16 protein-coding genes and 1 other RNA gene are annotated in these 16,427 nt (G+C 37.3%); 4 read left to right on the plus strand and 13 right to left on the minus strand.

From position 1 onward, the window contains the following. Position 1: 1 nt before the first annotated feature. From selB to yedE, 13 genes are all read right to left on the minus strand, one after another. On the minus strand, positions 2-1,915 hold the full coding sequence (gene selB / locus BN3004_RS07975) for a selenocysteine-specific translation elongation factor (RefSeq protein WP_058260647.1): 1,914 nt from the start codon (positions 1,913-1,915) through the stop codon (positions 2-4). Then, positions 1,915-3,297, minus strand: coding sequence for an L-seryl-tRNA(Sec) selenium transferase (gene selA / locus BN3004_RS07980; RefSeq protein WP_058260648.1), 1,383 nt, complete (start codon positions 3,295-3,297; stop codon positions 1,915-1,917). Before selA ends, selB begins: the two co-directional genes overlap by 1 nt. Before the next feature lie 7 nt (positions 3,298-3,304). Continuing rightward, positions 3,305-4,348 carry a selenide, water dikinase SelD gene (selD, locus tag BN3004_RS07985; RefSeq protein WP_082244149.1) on the minus strand — a complete coding sequence of 348 codons (1,044 nt, stop codon included), beginning with the start codon at positions 4,346-4,348 and terminating at the stop codon, positions 3,305-3,307. A 4-nt stretch (positions 4,349-4,352) separates the two neighbouring features. Then, the gene (locus BN3004_RS07990; RefSeq protein WP_058260650.1) at positions 4,353-4,961 is read right to left on the minus strand and encodes a helix-hairpin-helix domain-containing protein; all 609 of its coding nucleotides are present in this window, start codon (positions 4,959-4,961) and stop codon (positions 4,353-4,355) included. 305 nt (positions 4,962-5,266) lie between these two features. Then, positions 5,267-5,615, minus strand: a transfer-messenger RNA (tmRNA) gene (ssrA, locus tag BN3004_RS08295). Positions 5,616-5,690: 75 nt separating this feature from the next. Beyond that, on the minus strand, positions 5,691-6,815 hold the full coding sequence (locus tag BN3004_RS07995) for a hypothetical protein (protein WP_058260651.1): 1,125 nt from the start codon (positions 6,813-6,815) through the stop codon (positions 5,691-5,693). Beyond that, positions 6,808-7,797: a GNAT family N-acetyltransferase gene (locus tag BN3004_RS08000; protein ID WP_058260652.1), complete on the minus strand. Its 990-nt coding sequence runs from the start codon at positions 7,795-7,797 to the stop codon at positions 6,808-6,810. Before BN3004_RS08000 ends, BN3004_RS07995 begins: the two co-directional genes overlap by 8 nt. Positions 7,798-7,799: 2 nt before the next feature. Continuing rightward, positions 7,800-8,846 carry a tRNA 2-thiouridine(34) synthase MnmA gene (gene mnmA, locus BN3004_RS08005; protein ID WP_058260653.1) on the minus strand — a complete coding sequence of 349 codons (1,047 nt, stop codon included), beginning with the start codon at positions 8,844-8,846 and terminating at the stop codon, positions 7,800-7,802. A 1-nt stretch (position 8,847) separates the two neighbouring features. Then, positions 8,848-10,176 (minus strand): phosphoglucosamine mutase, encoded by a 1,329-nt coding sequence (gene glmM / locus BN3004_RS08010; RefSeq protein WP_058260654.1) that lies wholly within the window; start codon positions 10,174-10,176, stop codon positions 8,848-8,850. Continuing rightward, positions 10,176-11,495 (minus strand): CCA tRNA nucleotidyltransferase, encoded by a 1,320-nt coding sequence (locus BN3004_RS08015; protein ID WP_148344918.1) that lies wholly within the window; start codon positions 11,493-11,495, stop codon positions 10,176-10,178. The genes glmM and BN3004_RS08015 overlap by 1 nt, the downstream gene beginning before the upstream one ends. A gap of 86 nt (positions 11,496-11,581) precedes the next feature. Continuing rightward, a complete protein-coding gene (locus tag BN3004_RS08020) occupies positions 11,582-11,854 on the minus strand; it encodes a putative Se/S carrier protein (RefSeq protein WP_058260656.1) in 273 nt (90 codons plus the stop codon). After that, entirely contained in the window at positions 11,832-12,044 is a 213-nt protein-coding gene (locus BN3004_RS08025; protein WP_058260657.1) for a sulfurtransferase TusA family protein, read from the minus strand. The genes BN3004_RS08020 and BN3004_RS08025 overlap by 23 nt, the downstream gene beginning before the upstream one ends. Continuing rightward, entirely contained in the window at positions 12,034-13,110 is a 1,077-nt protein-coding gene (gene yedE, locus BN3004_RS08030) for a YedE family putative selenium transporter (RefSeq protein WP_058260658.1), read from the minus strand. The genes BN3004_RS08025 and yedE overlap by 11 nt, the downstream gene beginning before the upstream one ends. A gap of 262 nt (positions 13,111-13,372) precedes the next feature. On the opposite strand from yedE, the gene BN3004_RS08035 reads away from it, so the two are divergent. Genes BN3004_RS08035 through BN3004_RS08050 form a run of 4 tightly spaced genes read left to right on the plus strand, consistent with a single transcriptional unit; the run spans position 13,373 to position 16,397 of the window. After that, complete coding sequence (locus BN3004_RS08035) at positions 13,373-14,128, plus strand: acyl-CoA dehydratase activase (protein ID WP_058260659.1); 756 nt, start codon at positions 13,373-13,375, stop codon at positions 14,126-14,128. Next, complete coding sequence (locus BN3004_RS08040) at positions 14,128-14,862, plus strand: hypothetical protein (protein ID WP_058260660.1); 735 nt, start codon at positions 14,128-14,130, stop codon at positions 14,860-14,862. The genes BN3004_RS08035 and BN3004_RS08040 overlap by 1 nt, the downstream gene beginning before the upstream one ends. Next, the gene (locus BN3004_RS08045) at positions 14,855-16,132 is read left to right on the plus strand and encodes a double-cubane-cluster-containing anaerobic reductase (RefSeq protein ID WP_058260661.1); all 1,278 of its coding nucleotides are present in this window, start codon (positions 14,855-14,857) and stop codon (positions 16,130-16,132) included. The genes BN3004_RS08040 and BN3004_RS08045 overlap by 8 nt, the downstream gene beginning before the upstream one ends. Next, positions 16,125-16,397, plus strand: coding sequence for a putative Se/S carrier protein (locus BN3004_RS08050; protein ID WP_242854202.1), 273 nt, complete (start codon positions 16,125-16,127; stop codon positions 16,395-16,397). Before BN3004_RS08045 ends, BN3004_RS08050 begins: the two co-directional genes overlap by 8 nt. The last annotated feature ends 30 nt before the right edge of the window (positions 16,398-16,427 follow it).

Raw genomic sequence — 16,427 nt, forward strand, 5'->3', positions numbered from 1 at the left:
CCTACCTTTTTAATACTCTCTTATCGCCAAGCCTCTTCGTTAAATTGGCCTTGTCAAAATCTTCAAGCAAAGCAAGCGATATCTTTCTATTTGACGAGATAAGGTCCCTGTACTCTACTAGACTTATCTCTTGATTCTTATTTAAATACTTAATTAGCTCTTCTCTTGCATTTAAGAAGGCTTTGTAGCTTATATAGTCGTCTTGAAGTCTGTAGATGCTCTTGCTAGCTTGTAAATCTTGTAGTGCTTCATTTAAAAATTCTGTATTGATCTTGATTTTCTCTTGTATAGCATCTTTTGTGATACCGTCATATTTTGCTTCTTCTATCATATTCAAAACCATGTCCATGGACTTTTTGTCTTCATCCGACAAGCTTGGTGCGTAGCCCTTGATTGAGACTAGCTCGCCATTTAGCTCTAAACTTCCTTCATCAAGTATTAGCTTAAGAAGGCTTTCATATAGCTTTTGATTGTTATTAAGCTTCTTAAAGAATCTATTTTTAATCTCTTCTTTGAAAATTCCTCTTCTAAGTGGATATTTTTCGTAGTATTTATTTAGATGAACTATTAGTTCTTCGTTCACATTGTGTATATATCTTAACGATACAGGATAGATGCCGTTCTTTAATTCATATATAGCGATGGCTCCATCATCTACAAGTTCCTTTAGCTCTTTATCTACTAAGTCCTCGGACTTACTTAACAATTTTGCGATTTCTTTTTTATTTAAGAAATCATCTTGTCTTGTGTAGATAAGATTGTTTAGAACGTCTGTATCTGAGCCCTTTTCATTTATCTTAAACTCTTCAACGGCTTCTTCGTCAAAGCGCTTTTTCTTCTTTGGATTAGTTTCAAGTATAACGCCGCCCGCTATAGTCGACATCGGCGAGTAAAATCTTAATATGAATCTATCCATCCTCTTACAAACTGTTTCGCTCTCAAGAATTAGTTGCGCGTAGCCTTCTTCGCCAGGATTAAGTACGTCTCTATCTAATAAAACGACTCTTGCTAAAATTTCTTCAGTGCCTAAGTATAAGAAAACTCTTGATCCATTCTTTATGGCTCTTTCTTGATCCTTAATGCACTCGATCTTTACGTCAATTAGATTAGTATTCTTAAGTGCATCAGGAAGACTTATAACGCTGCCCCTATGTATATCTTCTTTTTTAACTCCAGGGATGTTCAGAGCGCATCTTTGTGAAGCATAAGCCACATCTTGTGACTCTTGATGCACTTGTATGGACCTAATCTTAGTCTTTATTCTCTCTGGATATATTTCAATCTCATCTTGTAAGGATAATTTTCCATCCATAAGCGTGCCTGTAACTATGGTACCAAAGCCTGATATAACGAAGACCCTGTCAATAGGTAGCCTTGGTGTATCGTTCTTTTCTTCTTTTTCAAAGCTATCGGCGTGCTTCCTTAAAATATCTTTTATATCATCAATACCTTCTAAAGTCTTGTTAGAAACCCTGACTATTTCAGAATTTTCAAGGAAAGTGCCTTTTAAACTGTCTCTTATGTCTGATGTGACAAGCTCTATCCACTCTTCATCGACTAAATCAGTCTTAGTTAAAGCAACAAATCCGTGCTCAACACCAAGCATAGTAAGTATGTTTAAGTGCTCGATGGTTTGAGGCATAACGCCCTCATCGGCCGCAATGACAAGCATAACAAGGTCCATGCCGCTAACGCCTTGAACCATATTTTTAATAAATTTCTCATGACCAGGCACGTCAACTATACCTACTCTTAAATCCTTTTCTAGATCAAAGTAAGTAAAGCCAAGCTCTATCGATATCCCTCTCTTTTGCTCTTCCTTTAGCCTGTCAGTTTGTCTGCCAGTTAAGGCGCGTATTAAAGAAGTTTTTCCGTGGTCAACGTGACCCGCAGTTCCAAGTATTAAATGTTTCACTATCTCTCTCCTAAAATCCCCTTAAGTTCACTCGCAATAATTTCGTACTCTTCTTCGTCAATAGTCCTTAAATCAAGTAAGATCTTGTCCTTGTATATCCTAGTAATAATCGGTACTTCAAGCTTTCTAAGTCCTTCTTCAAGCTTTGCAGCTGATATATTTTTTGGATTAATTTCAATTGCTTTAGACTTGATAAATTGGTTTGGAAGTGAGCCACCGCCTACTTCAGAAGCTGTTTCAACTATATTTAGCTCAGCTCCCTCTATACTCTCAAGCATTGAGAATAGTTTTTCCGCTCTCTTCTCAATTGATTCGAAAGATTCAGTAATCATCTTTATAGTCGGTATCTCAAATGTCTTATTCTTATCAATATAATATTTTAGTATTGTTTCTAAGGCTGCTATAGTCATCTTGTCCACACGTAGCGCTCTAAGTAATTGATTCTTCTTGATTTGGCTGATGTATTTTTCCTTGCCGACTATAATGCCCGCTTGTGGACCGCCTAAAAGCTTGTCACCACTAAAAGTAACTACATCGACGCCACTTGCAACTGATTCCATAACAGTTGGTTCGTGCTCAAGACCATAGTCCTCAAGATTAATTAAAACGCCCGAGCCTAGGTCCTCAATTAGAGGTAAATCGCCCTTTATAGTAGCAATTTCACTTGCGCTAACGCTTTCAGTAAAGCCTAAAATTTTGTAATTTGATGTGTGAACCTTTAGTATTGCGCCTGTCTCTTCATTTATAGCGTTTTCATAATCTCTTAGGTGCGTCTTATTTGTTGTGCCGACCTCCCTAAGTGTCGCCAAGCTTCTCTCGCAAACGTCAGGTATTCTAAATGATCCGCCTATCTCGATAAGTTCGCCTCTTGAAGTAATTACTTCCTTGTTCTTGCTAAGTGTGTCAAGTACAAGCATAACAGCTGCAGCATTGTTATTTACAACAAGTGCCGCCTCTGCTCCAGTTATCTTTTTAAGCTTTTCTTCTATATGAGAGTATCTTAGTCCTCTTTCGCCTCTGTCTAAGTCATATTCAAGATTTGAGTAGCTTGATAATAGTCTCATAATATTTTCTTGAGCCGATTTTGGTAGTTTTGACCTACCAAGATTAGTATGGATGATGACACCTGTCGCATTTATAACGGGTCTAAGGCTATAATTAAGCTCATCAGCTAGCCTTTGTGCGACAGCCTTGTCAATATTTTTAAGTCTCTCTCTAAGTCCGTCCTCATCAAGACCCTTCTTAATCTCGTCTCTCATCTCATCTAAGATAGTTCTTATAGTATCGTTAATCAGTTTTGCGTCGTGAAGCTCAAATAATTTCTTAATTTCTTCATTTTCCATAACTTGATCAACGCCTGGGATCATTCTAAATAAATTCATATCACACCTACTTAATTAAAATATATTTATCGTCAAATTTTTTTGCCTTTGCAATAATATTTACATCAAATGGAAGGTCTATCCTTTCCATATAAGTCTTCGCATCTTCTTCTGATAGCGATATTAATAGTCCTCCAGAAGTTTGTGGGTCAAATAATAGGTCTTCCATCTCTCTTTTGATGTCCGCATCTATCCTAAAGTTATCACCGACAAAAACTCTGTTGTCATAAGCACCTGCTGGCACAAGGCCCATCATCGCATAATCAAGCGCTCCCTTTAGTATAGGTAATTTCTCTGTATATAGCTCAACTGTAACATCAGTATTTCTAAGCATTTCGTATACGTGACCCATAAGCCCGAAGCCTGTAATGTCAGTGCACGCGTGTACATCAAGGCCTTCCATAGCGTCCTTAGCCTTTTTATTAAGTGTCTTCATTACTAAAACTGCTTCATCTAAGGAGTCCTTATCGCATATATCGCCCTTTACAGCTGTATTTATGATGCCTAATCCAAGTGGCTTAGTTAATATTAGGACGTCGCCCTCTTTAACACCAGTATTTCTCAAAACTTTATCAGGATGAACAAAACCAGTAACGCTCATGCCGTACTTAAGCTCATCGTCTTGAACAGTGTGTCCGCCTATTAGCAAGGCACCTGCCTCCTTAACCTTGTCAAATCCGCCCTTTAATATTAGCTTTAGCACATTTGGCGACAAACAGTTTGGGAAGCACGAGATGTTCATCGCAAGTATCGGCTCTCCACCCATGGCATAAACGTCTGAAAGCGAGTTCGCTGCTGCTATTTGCCCAAATGTATATGGGTCGTCAACTATTGGCGTAAAAAAGTCCAAAGTTTCTATGATGGCTCTGTCCTCGCTAACCTTGTAAACAGCTGCGTCATCACTTGTTTCCAAGCCTACTAATAGGTCTGGATCTGGCGAATTCTTCTCTAATCCTTTTAATATTTGATCTAAAACCTCCGGTTTAACTTTCGCTGCTCAACCAGATGTCTTGGCAAAACTTGTTAATTTTACATTTATATCATTACTCATACAATCACCTTCCGCTTACGCTTATATAATCTTTCATGTTCTTAAACTTGTTCTCTCCGATTCCTTCTATGTTCATGATATCTTCAATCTTCTTAAACTTCTTTTTCTCTCTGTAATCAATAATCTTTTGCGCAGTCTTTTCGCCAACGCTTGGTATTGATGTAAGCTCATATAGATCAGCCGTGTTAATGTTGATTTTCTTCGTTTGAACAGAGCTTGCTGCATGACTCATCTCGTCAGCTTTGCTCGCGCCCTTTGCAGGAACTATGATTCTCTCCTCATCAACCAGCTTTTCAGATAGATTGATTAGGTCGATGTCAGCGTCCTCAGTAAGACCGCCCGCCTCTTTAACAAGGTCGTCCATACGAGTGCCCGCCTTCATCTTGTATACACCAGGCTTTTTAATCTCGCCAGTGATGTGAGTGTAGATGTAGCCCTCTTCAGCATCAGCCTCGCTCAAAGAGTCCTTAGTGCCAGTATCAAAGGCTCTATCGACCTTGACCTCGCCATCGCTTTGATTAAAGAAGTCCTTATTCATTATATTTATAAATACTATTATCAGTATGACTATAAGAAATATCTTTAGTCCCTTTTTGATTTTATCGATGTCCATAGAATCACCACATATATTATACCATAAATTTGATAAAAATGAAACAACTTTATGAACTTTTATTCATAAAGCTTTATGATGCTTGCAATTGCTTATTCTTATATGCAGTCACTGTCCATATAAATAAACTTAAAGTTTTGTCCAATAAATCAACTATTATAAGTAAATAACTTACTTATAATAGACTATCAAGTGATTAAAATTTATAATTATATTAAAATTCATATGCTAGTCGAACACCAAAAGTATTCCGAAATCCAGCTATAAGCATAAAAAAAGCCTATAGACTAAGTCTATAAGCAATCTGGTGGAGATGAGGGGAGTCGAACCCCTGTCCGAAAACCCTTCCTAAAGAACTTCTCCGAGCGCAGCTTTTTATCAAACTTCACTAAGACCAATTTAAAAAGCAAAATAAAGTCTTAGCTAGCTTTGAAATAATCTTTTAGCTTTTAAGCTTGGCTAAAAGATTTTCTCGTCTAAGTTGACCCAATATAAAGCCGAACGAGAAAACTCTATATTGAGAGCCGCCTAACTAGGCAGCGTATGCAAAATTATTGTTTTCTGCGTTTATATTTTTTGACAGATGTGACGTATCCATCGACCCGGCTCGCTATTCTAAATTCCAAATCCCCGTCGAAACCAAAATTCATCCCCGTACTATTAATTTTTACCCAAAATCTCTCTAAATATAACTTTGATAATAATTTAAGGTGCGCAAGGCGCCCTAAACTATATATCCATTTGATAAATTCTATAAGTTATATTGATCTTTGCTCCAAAGCTTTCAACGTCGTTCATCATATCTTTGTTGTACTCCCAAATTGTTGATCCTTCAAGCTCTGTATAGCCTTTCTTGATGGCGTTGATGTATGTCTTTAAGTACATAACGCTTGTAACGCCCTTCTTTTGATACTCAGGCACTACAAATAGAACGAAAAATCTAATTCTATCGATCTTTCTCTTGTGATACAAAAACTTTATAAAGCCAAATGGAAGTAGTCTTCCTTTCATCTTTTTGATGGCTTGGTTGTAGTCTGGTAGAGTTATGTTAAAGCCGATAGGCTCGTTTGTTTCGTTGTCTCTTGCGATAAATATAAGCTCTGGATCGGCATATGGTTTTAACTGCTTAACTACCTTTCTGATCTCTTCTTCGTCAAGTGGAGCGAAGTCGTCCCATTCTTTTGGCATAGCTTTTTCAATTACATGCATAATGTCTGCTGCATCGCTGTCAAGTCTACTAAAATCAATATTGTCCACTCTAAAATTGAACTTCTTCATTGCATATGGAACAAGTTTTTCAAATCTCTCAATATTAGCATTTTCAATTGTGTCTTTATAAGCATAGCAGTCAAAATACTTTTCGAAACCATATTTCACGAAGAAATCGTTATAGTAGCTTTTGTTGTATGTGTTCATTATGTATGGTTGATCTTCAAAGTTATCGACTATAAAGCCTCTGTTGTCCTCGCCGCCTGGCAGTGAAACTGGTCCTTTCACCTTATTCATGCCGTGCGCCCTAAGGTATTCTACTGCAGCATCAAGAAGTTTCTCAGCATATTCATAGTTATTTTCGCACTCGAATTGTGAGATGTATCCTTCTTTAAAACCGTGGTAATCATTAACGATTTCATTGATACCGACCAAAAGTCTTCCAACTACTTTATCTCCATCGTAGCAGATAAACTTTGTATTTGGTCCTGCGTTGTTTAGGTCGTTGTCCACGCCTTGTAAATATTTTAAATATTCTTTTCTAATTGGTGGAACAAAGTTCTTGTCACCTTCATATATATCATAGATAAAATATGCAAACTCCTTTAAAGTTTTTTTGTCAGTAACTTCTTTTACACTAATCATTGTTACCACTCCTTTTTATTTCTAAAAGCTCATAAACGTCCGAGCTTAAATATTTTTTACAAGCCGAAAAATCATTTTCGTAGCACTCTCTGACCTTCGACGCGCTGATAACTTCGCCATCTATAGTCTTTCTCTCTATAAATTCAGTCGCTATACCATATTCAGAAAGTATCTTCATCATCATTTCATTATACTTTTGAGTCACTTTGTCAATAGGCTCCGTGCCGAAGTACCTTTTTTTGATATTCAAATCCTTTGCAATGCGCCTTGCGAATATCTTTGCGTCAAGCTCTGTATACACCTTAAGCTTATCTGTATCCTTCTTCAAAAAATATGTTGGGAATGTCGCTCTAGATATGATGTAGGGGCCTGATTTATAGACATGAACTCTATCATTATCTTGATAATGCTTTTTAACTATCTCGTATCTATCCCTAGTACTAAAGTATGAGGCATCCTCTTCCAGAACGAAGATTATTAAGTCTCTATCATTTTCTAAGGCTTTGTCAACTAGGTACTCATGACCAAGTGTAAGTGGATTTGCATTCATGACTATGGCATTGTACTCGTCTTTATCAAGATCTTTCTTAATTATCTCTATCCAGTCCGCGTACTTGAAGAAACCGCCTTCTAAAAGAACAACATCTTCAGTCTTTTCAATAGTATCCATAGATAGTGAAGTGAAAATATTTTCATTCTTTGCCTTAGTAAAGACAAAGTAGCTTCTATATCCCTTGGCGATGATGTCTTCAAGCGCACTATTAATAAGCTCTATCGCTAGTCCCTCGCCTTGATATTTATCATCAATGTAGAAGAATTTAATTAAATTCTTCTTTACTGATACTGTCGCGATTATTTCTCCTTCATCTCTTATAACGTAGCTCGAATCAAGATCTTCATAGATGACATCTCTTTCTAACAAAAATTCTCTAAGAGCTGTTTCACTCGATGAGCCCTTAATTATTCTATCTACATAAAACATGGCTAGTCCACTATAACGCCGCCGCCCACTACCGTTTGGCCGTCGTATACAACGAGGCTTTGTGACAGAGTTATCGCTCTTTGCGGCTCTTCAAAAGTAACTGTGTAAGTACCGTCGTTATTCTTCTTTACTTTTGCTTTTTCATCATTTGATCTATATCTAACTTTTGCTGTATATACCTTGTCTTCATCGATTTCATCAATTGAAATCCAGTTCACATCTTTAATTACAGCAGTCTTTTTAAATAAATCCTCTTCTGGTCCAAGAATGATCTCGTTAGCCTCTGGATCTATCTTAGTCACAAAAGCTCTTTGACCTAAGGCAACATTTAGTCCGCGTCTTTGGCCTATAGTGTAGTTTCTAATGCCATCGTGCTCGCCTAAAACTTTGCCGTTCTTATCTTTAATTAGGCCCTTCTTGCTAATATTTTCAGAATATTTATTTAAAAATGCCTTATAATCATCATTTGCAATAAAGCAAATCTCTTGCGAATCCTTTTTATTGTATACAGGTATGCCCGCTTCCTTGGCAATGGCTCTGGTTTTGTCCTTATCCATGGCGCCAACTGGGAATATCGCATCTCTTAGCTGTTCTTGCTTAATATTGTATAGGAAATAGCTTTGATCTTTTCTAATGTTTGTAGATTTTTGAAGATAGTGAATGCCATTTGCCTCGTATTTTTCAACATAGTGACCAGTCGCAATAAAGTCAGCATCGAAGTTTTTCATCTCATCGTGAAATCTCTTGAACTTGATGTTTTTATTGCAGAAGATACAAGGGTTTGGCGTGTGGCCAAGCTCGTACTCACGGATAAATGGCTCAATTACCTTCTCTTTGAAGTCTTCCTTGTAATCGACAACGTGATGCTCTATGCCAAGGTAGTCAGATACCCTCTTTGCGTCCTCTATCATCTTTGTGTAATTGTCTTGAATAATATCGTCGCACAAATTAAAAGTGATAGCTACTACATCGTAACCAGCCTCTTTTAACAAGTATGCGCTGACGGAGCTGTCTACCCCGCCCGATAAAGCTATTAAAACTCTCTTCAAACTATTTCGTCTCTCTTTCTATCAAATCAACTAAATCTTTAGCTAATCTTTTTATTTCATCTTCATCTTCGCCTTCAAGCATAACCCTTAGAAGCGGTTCAGTGCCTGATGGTCTGATGACAACCCTCATGTCTTGATTGTTCTTAGTTAAATCATCTATAGCGTTTTTAACGCTTTTTATCTCTAAAACTTTATTTTTTATTTCATTAGTAACTTTTGCATTTAAAAGCACTTGTGGATATGTCTTCATAAGTCCGTTTAATTCAGCAGCTGTCTTTTTAAGCTCGACCATGGCATTGATTAAAAATATCGCGCTTAAAAGGCCATCGCCAGTATTTTGGTAATCCTTTAATATTATATGACCCGATTGTTCGCCGCCAAGCGATAAGTCATCCTTAATTAATTCAGCTAGAACATATCTATCGCCAACGCTAGTTACATCAAGCTCTACGCCAATAGTATCAAGATACTTCTTTAGGCCAATGTTTGACATAATAGTCGCAACAAGTTTATTCTTCTTAAGCTTATCATGCTTTTTCAAATATGTCGCAAGCGCTGCCAATATATGGTCTCCGTCCATAATCTTGCCATCATTATCAACCACTTGTAATCTATCTGCATCGCCATCAAAGGCAATGCCTATGTCTGCCTTATTATTTTTAACAGTTTCTATAAGCGATTCCAGATGAGTTGAACCGCAATTTTTATTGATGTTTCTGCCATTTGGCTCGTCATGAATGTATATCATCTCAGCGCCTGATTCATTTAAAACTTCTTTCGCCGTCACGTAATTTGCTCCATTTGACATATCACAGACAATTTTAAGACCGCTGTAGTCCATCATAAGTGAACGTAAATAGCTTATATACTCAGTTTTATCAATTTCATCTGTAATGTAATTACCAAAGCGCTCTGGTTTTTTTAGCTCTTTATCATTCAGCATATTAGTTTCAATAGCTTCTTCTACTTCATCTGCAAGCTTGTAGCCGTCCTTGTTAAAAACCTTTATACCGTTGTATTCATAAGGGTTATGCGATGCAGAGACAACGATGCCGAATAAAGAATCATTCTTGCTAATTATGTAGCTTGCTTCTGGTGTAGATGTTACGTTTAAATCATATACATCAAGTCCCATAGATGTGATGGCTGCTGCAAGCGATAGCTTTATCATGTCCTTTGACTCTCTTGTGTCGCTCGCTATAAAAACTTTTTTGCCCTCGCCGCCAATAAAGTAGTCCGCTATATATTTACCTAATTTGTATGAAAATTCACTAGTTAAAAACTCGCCAGCGACGCCTCTAACGCCGTCTGTGCCAAATAATTTCTTCATTATTCTTCCTCCATATATTCTTTAAGAAGCGGGAGCAAAGTTTTTCTGTCGTTCTCAAGCTCGCCCAAACTCACCATTTCTTTAATTTTTCCAAGTGCGTGTGCAAATTTTTTGCCTGGAGCGTAGCCCATCGCAATCAAATCATCGCCGCTAACAGCAAGTTTAAGCTCGCCGCTTTTGTCAAGACTATCTTCAATCTCTTTTATGTATGTCTCAAATTTTGTGATATTATCAAGCTCTCGGCCCGGTCTCGTCGCAATACTATCTGCCCTAATTAAATCAAGGTAGCGATAAATGTTCTCCTTGCCATAGTAATTATAAAGCCTTCTCACAGCCTTGATGCCAAAGTTCGGATCCTGCTTCATGTGCTTCAAGATGAGGTCATGAACTAGATTTATGGTCTTCTTGTCATAATTAAAATTTTTTAAAATATCTACTGCCATCTCGGCGCCGACCTTGTCGTGATCGTAATAGTGCGATACAGCTCCATCTTCAGAACGGGTTAATGGTTTTGCCACGTCATGAAATAAAGCTGCAAGACGCGTTGGCAAATCTTTTTCAGTCGCTTCAACCGCCTTCATCGTATGAGTAAATAAATCGTAGCTGTGATAAGGATTGTTCTGGTCATAATCAAAATCCCTGTCAATCTCAGGAAGCATTTCCTTCAAAATGCCTAGCTCATGCATAAGTGTAAAAGCGTAATGAGCATTGTCAAGGAGCAAAATCTTGTTGAACTCTTCGCGAAATTTGTCCTTCGATAGAGTTTTTACATAAGGCGCATATTTTTTCGCCGCCTTAAAAGTCTCTTCTTCTATCTCAAAGCCAAGCTTCGCCGCAAAGCGCACTAAACGCAGTATTCTTAAGTAGTCCTTTGCAAAACTTTCATACGGATCAATAACAGTTCTTAAAATTTTCGCATCAAGATCTTTTTTTGCGTCCAGAAAATCATAAATATTTTTACTCTCATCCATTAACATAGTGTTTATGGTGAAGTCGCGCCTAATAATGTCTTCTTTGACATCGCTCGTAAAGCTTAAAGTGCTCGGGTGCCTGCCATCAGCGTAGTTATCTTCACGCCTAAATGTAGTTATCTCGATTGCATTCTCGCCCTTAATCTTGACAGAGCCATATTTCATAAACTTAGTATCAAGCTCATAATCACTTAATAGACTAACAACTTCATCAGGTCTCTTCGCTGTGCAAATGTCTATGTCGTATACATCCTTGCATAACAAATAGTCCCTCACAGCACCTCCAACAATGTATGAGGAACTCCCTAATCTTTTCAAGATATCAATAGCGTAATCTAAATTTTTCATAATATACAATAGATTATATCACATTCATAAGAAAAAATCAAAAATATCTAAAAGAAAAACAGCCACATTATGTAGCTGTTAATCCATTATAATATTTCTTTTAACTTATCGCTTTCGTATAAATAATAATCCTCTACTCTATCGACCTCATAATCAAAGTCATCGATGACCTTTTCAAGTGCTTCTCTGTTCTTGATCGAAGTGGCTAAACTATTGCCACAGGATGAAGAAAGATCTCTCGGTGTTGGTATGATTAGTGATTCGATTCCGAGCTCCTTGAGTTTATTATTTAGCATAAGGCACGACGATATCGAATAGAATGTTACTATAACAACGTTATTTTGTTGCTTTAAGCTCAAAGTCTTCTCCGTCTTCTTTAACTGCTACAGTGTAGCCAGCATTTTCAAGATATCTTGTAACATTTTCTTTAGCAACTTCTATGTCAACTAGAACTGTAAAGTCCTTTGTGCCTTTGTCTGCTTCGTTTTTAGCTAAAATAACTGGTTCTGGACAAGAAAGTCCTCTTGCATCAATAATATTATTTGCCATTTTGAGCTCCTTTCTTTCTTTCAGCTATGATGAAGTATGCTGCGATTATAACGAATACAAATCCGATGATAACTGCAACTCTACCATTAGCAGTTGTTCCCTTACCTGATGAAGCTAAGCCAAAGTTGTGTGATGCAGCTGCTCCGCATATAAGACCGATAACAGTCATGAATGCGTCTGTATCGCCTTGTGAAGCAAGTATTGTTTGTCTGATTGGACATCCACCAAGTAGTACAGCTGTTAAACCAACTAAGCCCATGGATAAGAAGTTCCATAAGTGTTCTGAGTGAGCTACTGGTTGAGCTTCGAAGCCAAAATTAAATTGACCTAGGCAAAGGTTTAGAACTAAGTTTGCTAGTACTATACCAAGTATTCCATATAGGAAGTGATAGTCCTTGATTAGTATTGCATCTCTAAAGCCTGCTGCTGTACAAAGTCTTGTTCTTTGTAAAATACCGCCAACGATTAAACCTGCTACTAATGAAATTATGAATGGCGCATGCATTGATCCAGGTCCTTCTGTTGAGAAGTGGATGAATGCTGGTTTTGCTAGTGCTAAGATTAATAATACAACTGCAAATATTGGCATAATAAGTCCAGATAATTTTGATTGATCATGGTTTCTGCCTAGAGAGTAACCTTTCTTAATAAATACAATACCTACTCCAATACCTGCGATAAAGCCTAGTAAACCTACTACAGCGTTCATGTCTCCAGCGCCGATTCTTAGAAGCATTCTAAGTGGGCAGCCTAAGAATACTAAAGCACCTATCATCATCACGAAGCCGTAAACGAAACGAAGTGCTGGGTTTGATCCACCCTTTGCTCTGAATTCGCCTTTAGCCATAGAAATGATAAAAGCACCTAATATAAAACCGATGATTTCAGGTCTTATATATTGAACAACTCCTGCAGAGTGTAGGCCCAATGCTCCTGCTATGTCTCTAAAAAAGCATGCTACACAGATACCCATGTTAGCTGGGTTACCAAAGTGCATAAGTAAAGCTCCAATTATACCAATAATGGCGCCTCCTATGAAGATAGTCAAATTTTGTTTTTTCTTCATAATATCCCTCCTTTATATGAGTATATCACAATTAGAGGCTATTTTTCCATATATTAAAAAATTTTATAGTTTCAGCATTTATTATAAGATATAATTATTAAGATTTTTCTATATGAGCATGATTATGGTCTAGCTATTATTGAATATTTTTATAATAAGTCCTATGTATATAAAATTATTTTATACTTATTGAATGTGAATTCTTTATGATATATAATTTAATTAATACTATTACTATGGTAAAATTTAAGAGAGGTGGATTATGCATTACATAGGAATTGACATAGGATCAACTGCTTCTAAGGCTGTTATCCTAGATGAAAACAAGGAAAAAGTATTGCACGAAAAGATCATGCCAAGTGGCTGGAACAGTAAAGAAACTGGTGAAGAAATCAAAAGCTGGATAAAATCACTGGGCTACGGCGACGATGATGTGAAAATCACTGCGACTGGCTACGGAAGAATCAGTGTGCCTTATGCGGACAAAACCGTTACTGAAATCACTTGTCATGCTAAAGGCGCTCACTTTTTAAATCCTGAAGACATGACTGTTGTTGACATAGGTGGACAAGATACTAAGGTTATACTTGTGCAAAACTCAAATGTCATGGACTTTATTATGAATGACAAGTGCTCTGCAGGTACTGGAAAGTTCTTGGAAGTTATGGCCAATAGGCTTGGACTTTCATTAGAAGAGATGTTCGAGTACGCTAAGAGAGGCCAATCTGTCAACATATCATCTGTATGTACAGTATTTGCTGAATCAGAAGTAATCTCGCTTATGGGTAAAGGCACTCCTCGTGAAGACATCGCAAGAGGTGTTGTTGACTCAATAGTTAAGAAAGTCGCTGCACTAGCAACAAGAAAAAATGCATCAGATAATTACTTCTTAACTGGTGGTTTCTGCGACTCAGAATTTACAGTTGAACTTTTAAGCGAAAAACTTGGCGCACCTGTAAAAACACATCCAGATGCAAGATTTGCTGGAGCCATAGGTGCTGCACTACTTGCAAAATAATGATAGACGTAGAATTCTTTAAAGAATTAAGGCGTAAAGCTTATGTCGATGCCGTCACATTTAAAATGAGTGAAAACAACGTCATCGGCTACTTTGCTAAAGACATCGACGAGGCATTTTTAATGAGCTACGGATTAGTTCCCTACCCAATCGAATCGACTGACACAGAGATTTTAGCTTATGGTGAGTATAATACTTGCGACATGATAAGCGCGACTACCATTTACATGACAACAAAAAAGTGCCCACTAATCTATTCTTCCAAAATCTTTTTGATTGAGGATATTTGCAAAAAATTCACTGATGTCTTTAGTGCAAGTTGCGACAGATATATCTATAAATATAGTGGGGATATTGCAGGAACTGATATTGACGGCGTAATAAAATCTGTTTACGGCTTTAATTTTGATGAGAAGAAATACAAGCAAATGAAAAAAATATTTTCTAAAATCGATGAGCTACTATTGGCAATAGAAAAAAAGCTTGAGCCATATGAGTACAATATTGTTAAATACTACATTCGTTATGTGGCTGAACCTGAAAAAAGAGTAAAAATTCTTGAAAGGGTTTTAGAAGATAATCAAAACAACATTAATATTAAAATGAATAAATGTATTAATGTCGCCTGTCCAGAAATAATTCTGGATGAACTCAAAGGCCCTATATCTGAGAGCTACAAAAACATTGACCTAGCTCCAAGGGGCTGCATATTAAAAGGAGGAAAAAATGGATAAGAATCATGAAATGTGGACTAATCTAGGCATGGACGTTGAAAAACACGATATGCTATGTGAAGTTTTACCAGGAGCTTTTGGAGACGTATTCCTAAGCCAAGAAAACAGACCAAAGGGTATGGACTACTGGAACATGGTAGTTGGCGATATCCACGGTATTAGACCAGCTGAATTAATCGAACACCAAAAAAATGGTGGCAAGGTAGTTGGTACTTTCTGTATACACGTACCAGACGAAGTGCCTATAGCAGCTGGAGCAATAGTTACAGGTCTTTGCAGTGGATCTCAATTCTGGGTGCCAGGCGGAGAAAAGAAGCTTCCTACAGCAACTTGCCCACTAATCAAAGCTTCACTAGGAGCAAGATTTGACAGAACTTGCCCATTCTTCAGAATAGCTGACCTATTCGTTGGTGAAACTACTTGCGACGGCAAGAAAAAAGCTTGGGAAATATTAGCTGAAGATGCTCCTATGTTTATCATGGACATACCTCAAATGAAGAGAGACGAAGACTTCGAAAAATGGGAAGCTGAAATTAAACGCTACATGAAGAGAATCGAAGAGCTTACAGGCAATGAAATTACTGAAGAAGGACTAAGAAAAGCTATACATATTGTTAACAACAAGAGAAGAGCTTTAAAGAGACTTAACGAATTTAGAAAGAATGATCTAATTCCAATAAGCGGTAGAGATGTTCTAGTTATAACACAAGTCGCTTTCTATGACGATCCAGAAAGAACTACAGAAATGATTAACAAGCTTTGTGACGAACTTGAAGAAAGAGTTAAGAACAAAGTTTCAGTTTACAAACCAGGTGCAAAGAGAATACTTCTTACAGGTACTCCACTTTCTATTCCAAACTGGAAGATGCACCAAATCATCGAATCGCTTGGAGCAGCTGTTGTTTGCGAAGAAATGTGTACAGGAATTCGTTACAGCTACAAACTTGTTGAAGAAGATGCGGGTGCTGATATGGATACTATGGTTCACAATCTTGCACAAAGATACCTTGGCAGCATAAACTGCGCTTGCTTCACACCAAATACAGCAAGAATCGACGATATAGTAAGACTTGCTAAAGAATACAAGGCAGACGGCGTTATCGACCTTAACCTTAAGTTCTGTAACCTATATGACACAGAAGGCTACTTCGTAGAAAAAGAACTTAACAAGCTAGGTATACCAGTTATGGGTATAGAAACAGACTACACAGACGAAGACGCAGAACAATTAAAGACAAGAATCGGCGCTTTCTTAGAAATGCTTGACTAATTTAATGAAAGAGCTAAGAAACTACATTCTTTTAGGCGATTCAGCTTCGGCTACAAAACTATACTATCTGCTTAAAGATAATGGCTTTGAAGTAACCATAGCACCAACGCCGAGAAATGCAGACCATTGCTGTGGTTTGTGCATTATATACGAAGCTAAAGATAGAGAAAAGATAGCGATGCTCGCAGAAAAAAATTCTATAAAGATAGATAGATTTTGGGAAGACATAGTAAGAGATGATCCAAATAGAATGAGATTTTGCTAATATAAAAGGGATAGATTAAACGTCTATCCC

The organism is Fenollaria timonensis (genome assembly GCF_001457835.1).
GTDB classification, from domain to species: Bacteria; Bacillota; Clostridia; order Tissierellales; family Peptoniphilaceae; genus Fenollaria; species Fenollaria timonensis.

Bases quoted from the DNA above. Each gene is read 5' to 3' on its own strand.
- selA (WP_058260648.1), bottom strand. From the start codon at position 3,297: ATGAATTTATTTAGAATGATCCCAGGCGTTGATCAAGTTATGGAAAAT.
- BN3004_RS07990 (WP_058260650.1), bottom strand. From the start codon at position 4,961: ATGGACATCGATAAAATCAAAAAGGGACTAAAGATATTTCTTATAGTC.
- BN3004_RS07995 (WP_058260651.1), bottom strand. From the start codon at position 6,815: ATGATTAGTGTAAAAGAAGTTACTGACAAAAAAACTTTAAAGGAGTTT.
- BN3004_RS08000 (WP_058260652.1), bottom strand. From the start codon at position 7,797: ATGTTTTATGTAGATAGAATAATTAAGGGCTCATCGAGTGAAACAGCT.
- glmM (WP_058260654.1), bottom strand. From the start codon at position 10,176: ATGAAGAAATTATTTGGCACAGACGGCGTTAGAGGCGTCGCTGGCGAG.
- BN3004_RS08015 (WP_148344918.1), bottom strand. From the start codon at position 11,495: ATGAAAAATTTAGATTACGCTATTGATATCTTGAAAAGATTAGGGAGT.
- BN3004_RS08025 (WP_058260657.1), bottom strand. From the start codon at position 12,044: ATGGCAAATAATATTATTGATGCAAGAGGACTTTCTTGTCCAGAACCA.
- yedE (WP_058260658.1), bottom strand. From the start codon at position 13,110: ATGAAGAAAAAACAAAATTTGACTATCTTCATAGGAGGCGCCATTATT.
- BN3004_RS08035 (WP_058260659.1), top strand. From the start codon at position 13,373: ATGCATTACATAGGAATTGACATAGGATCAACTGCTTCTAAGGCTGTT.
- BN3004_RS08040 (WP_058260660.1), top strand. From the start codon at position 14,128: ATGATAGACGTAGAATTCTTTAAAGAATTAAGGCGTAAAGCTTATGTC.
- BN3004_RS08045 (WP_058260661.1), top strand. From the start codon at position 14,855: ATGGATAAGAATCATGAAATGTGGACTAATCTAGGCATGGACGTTGAA.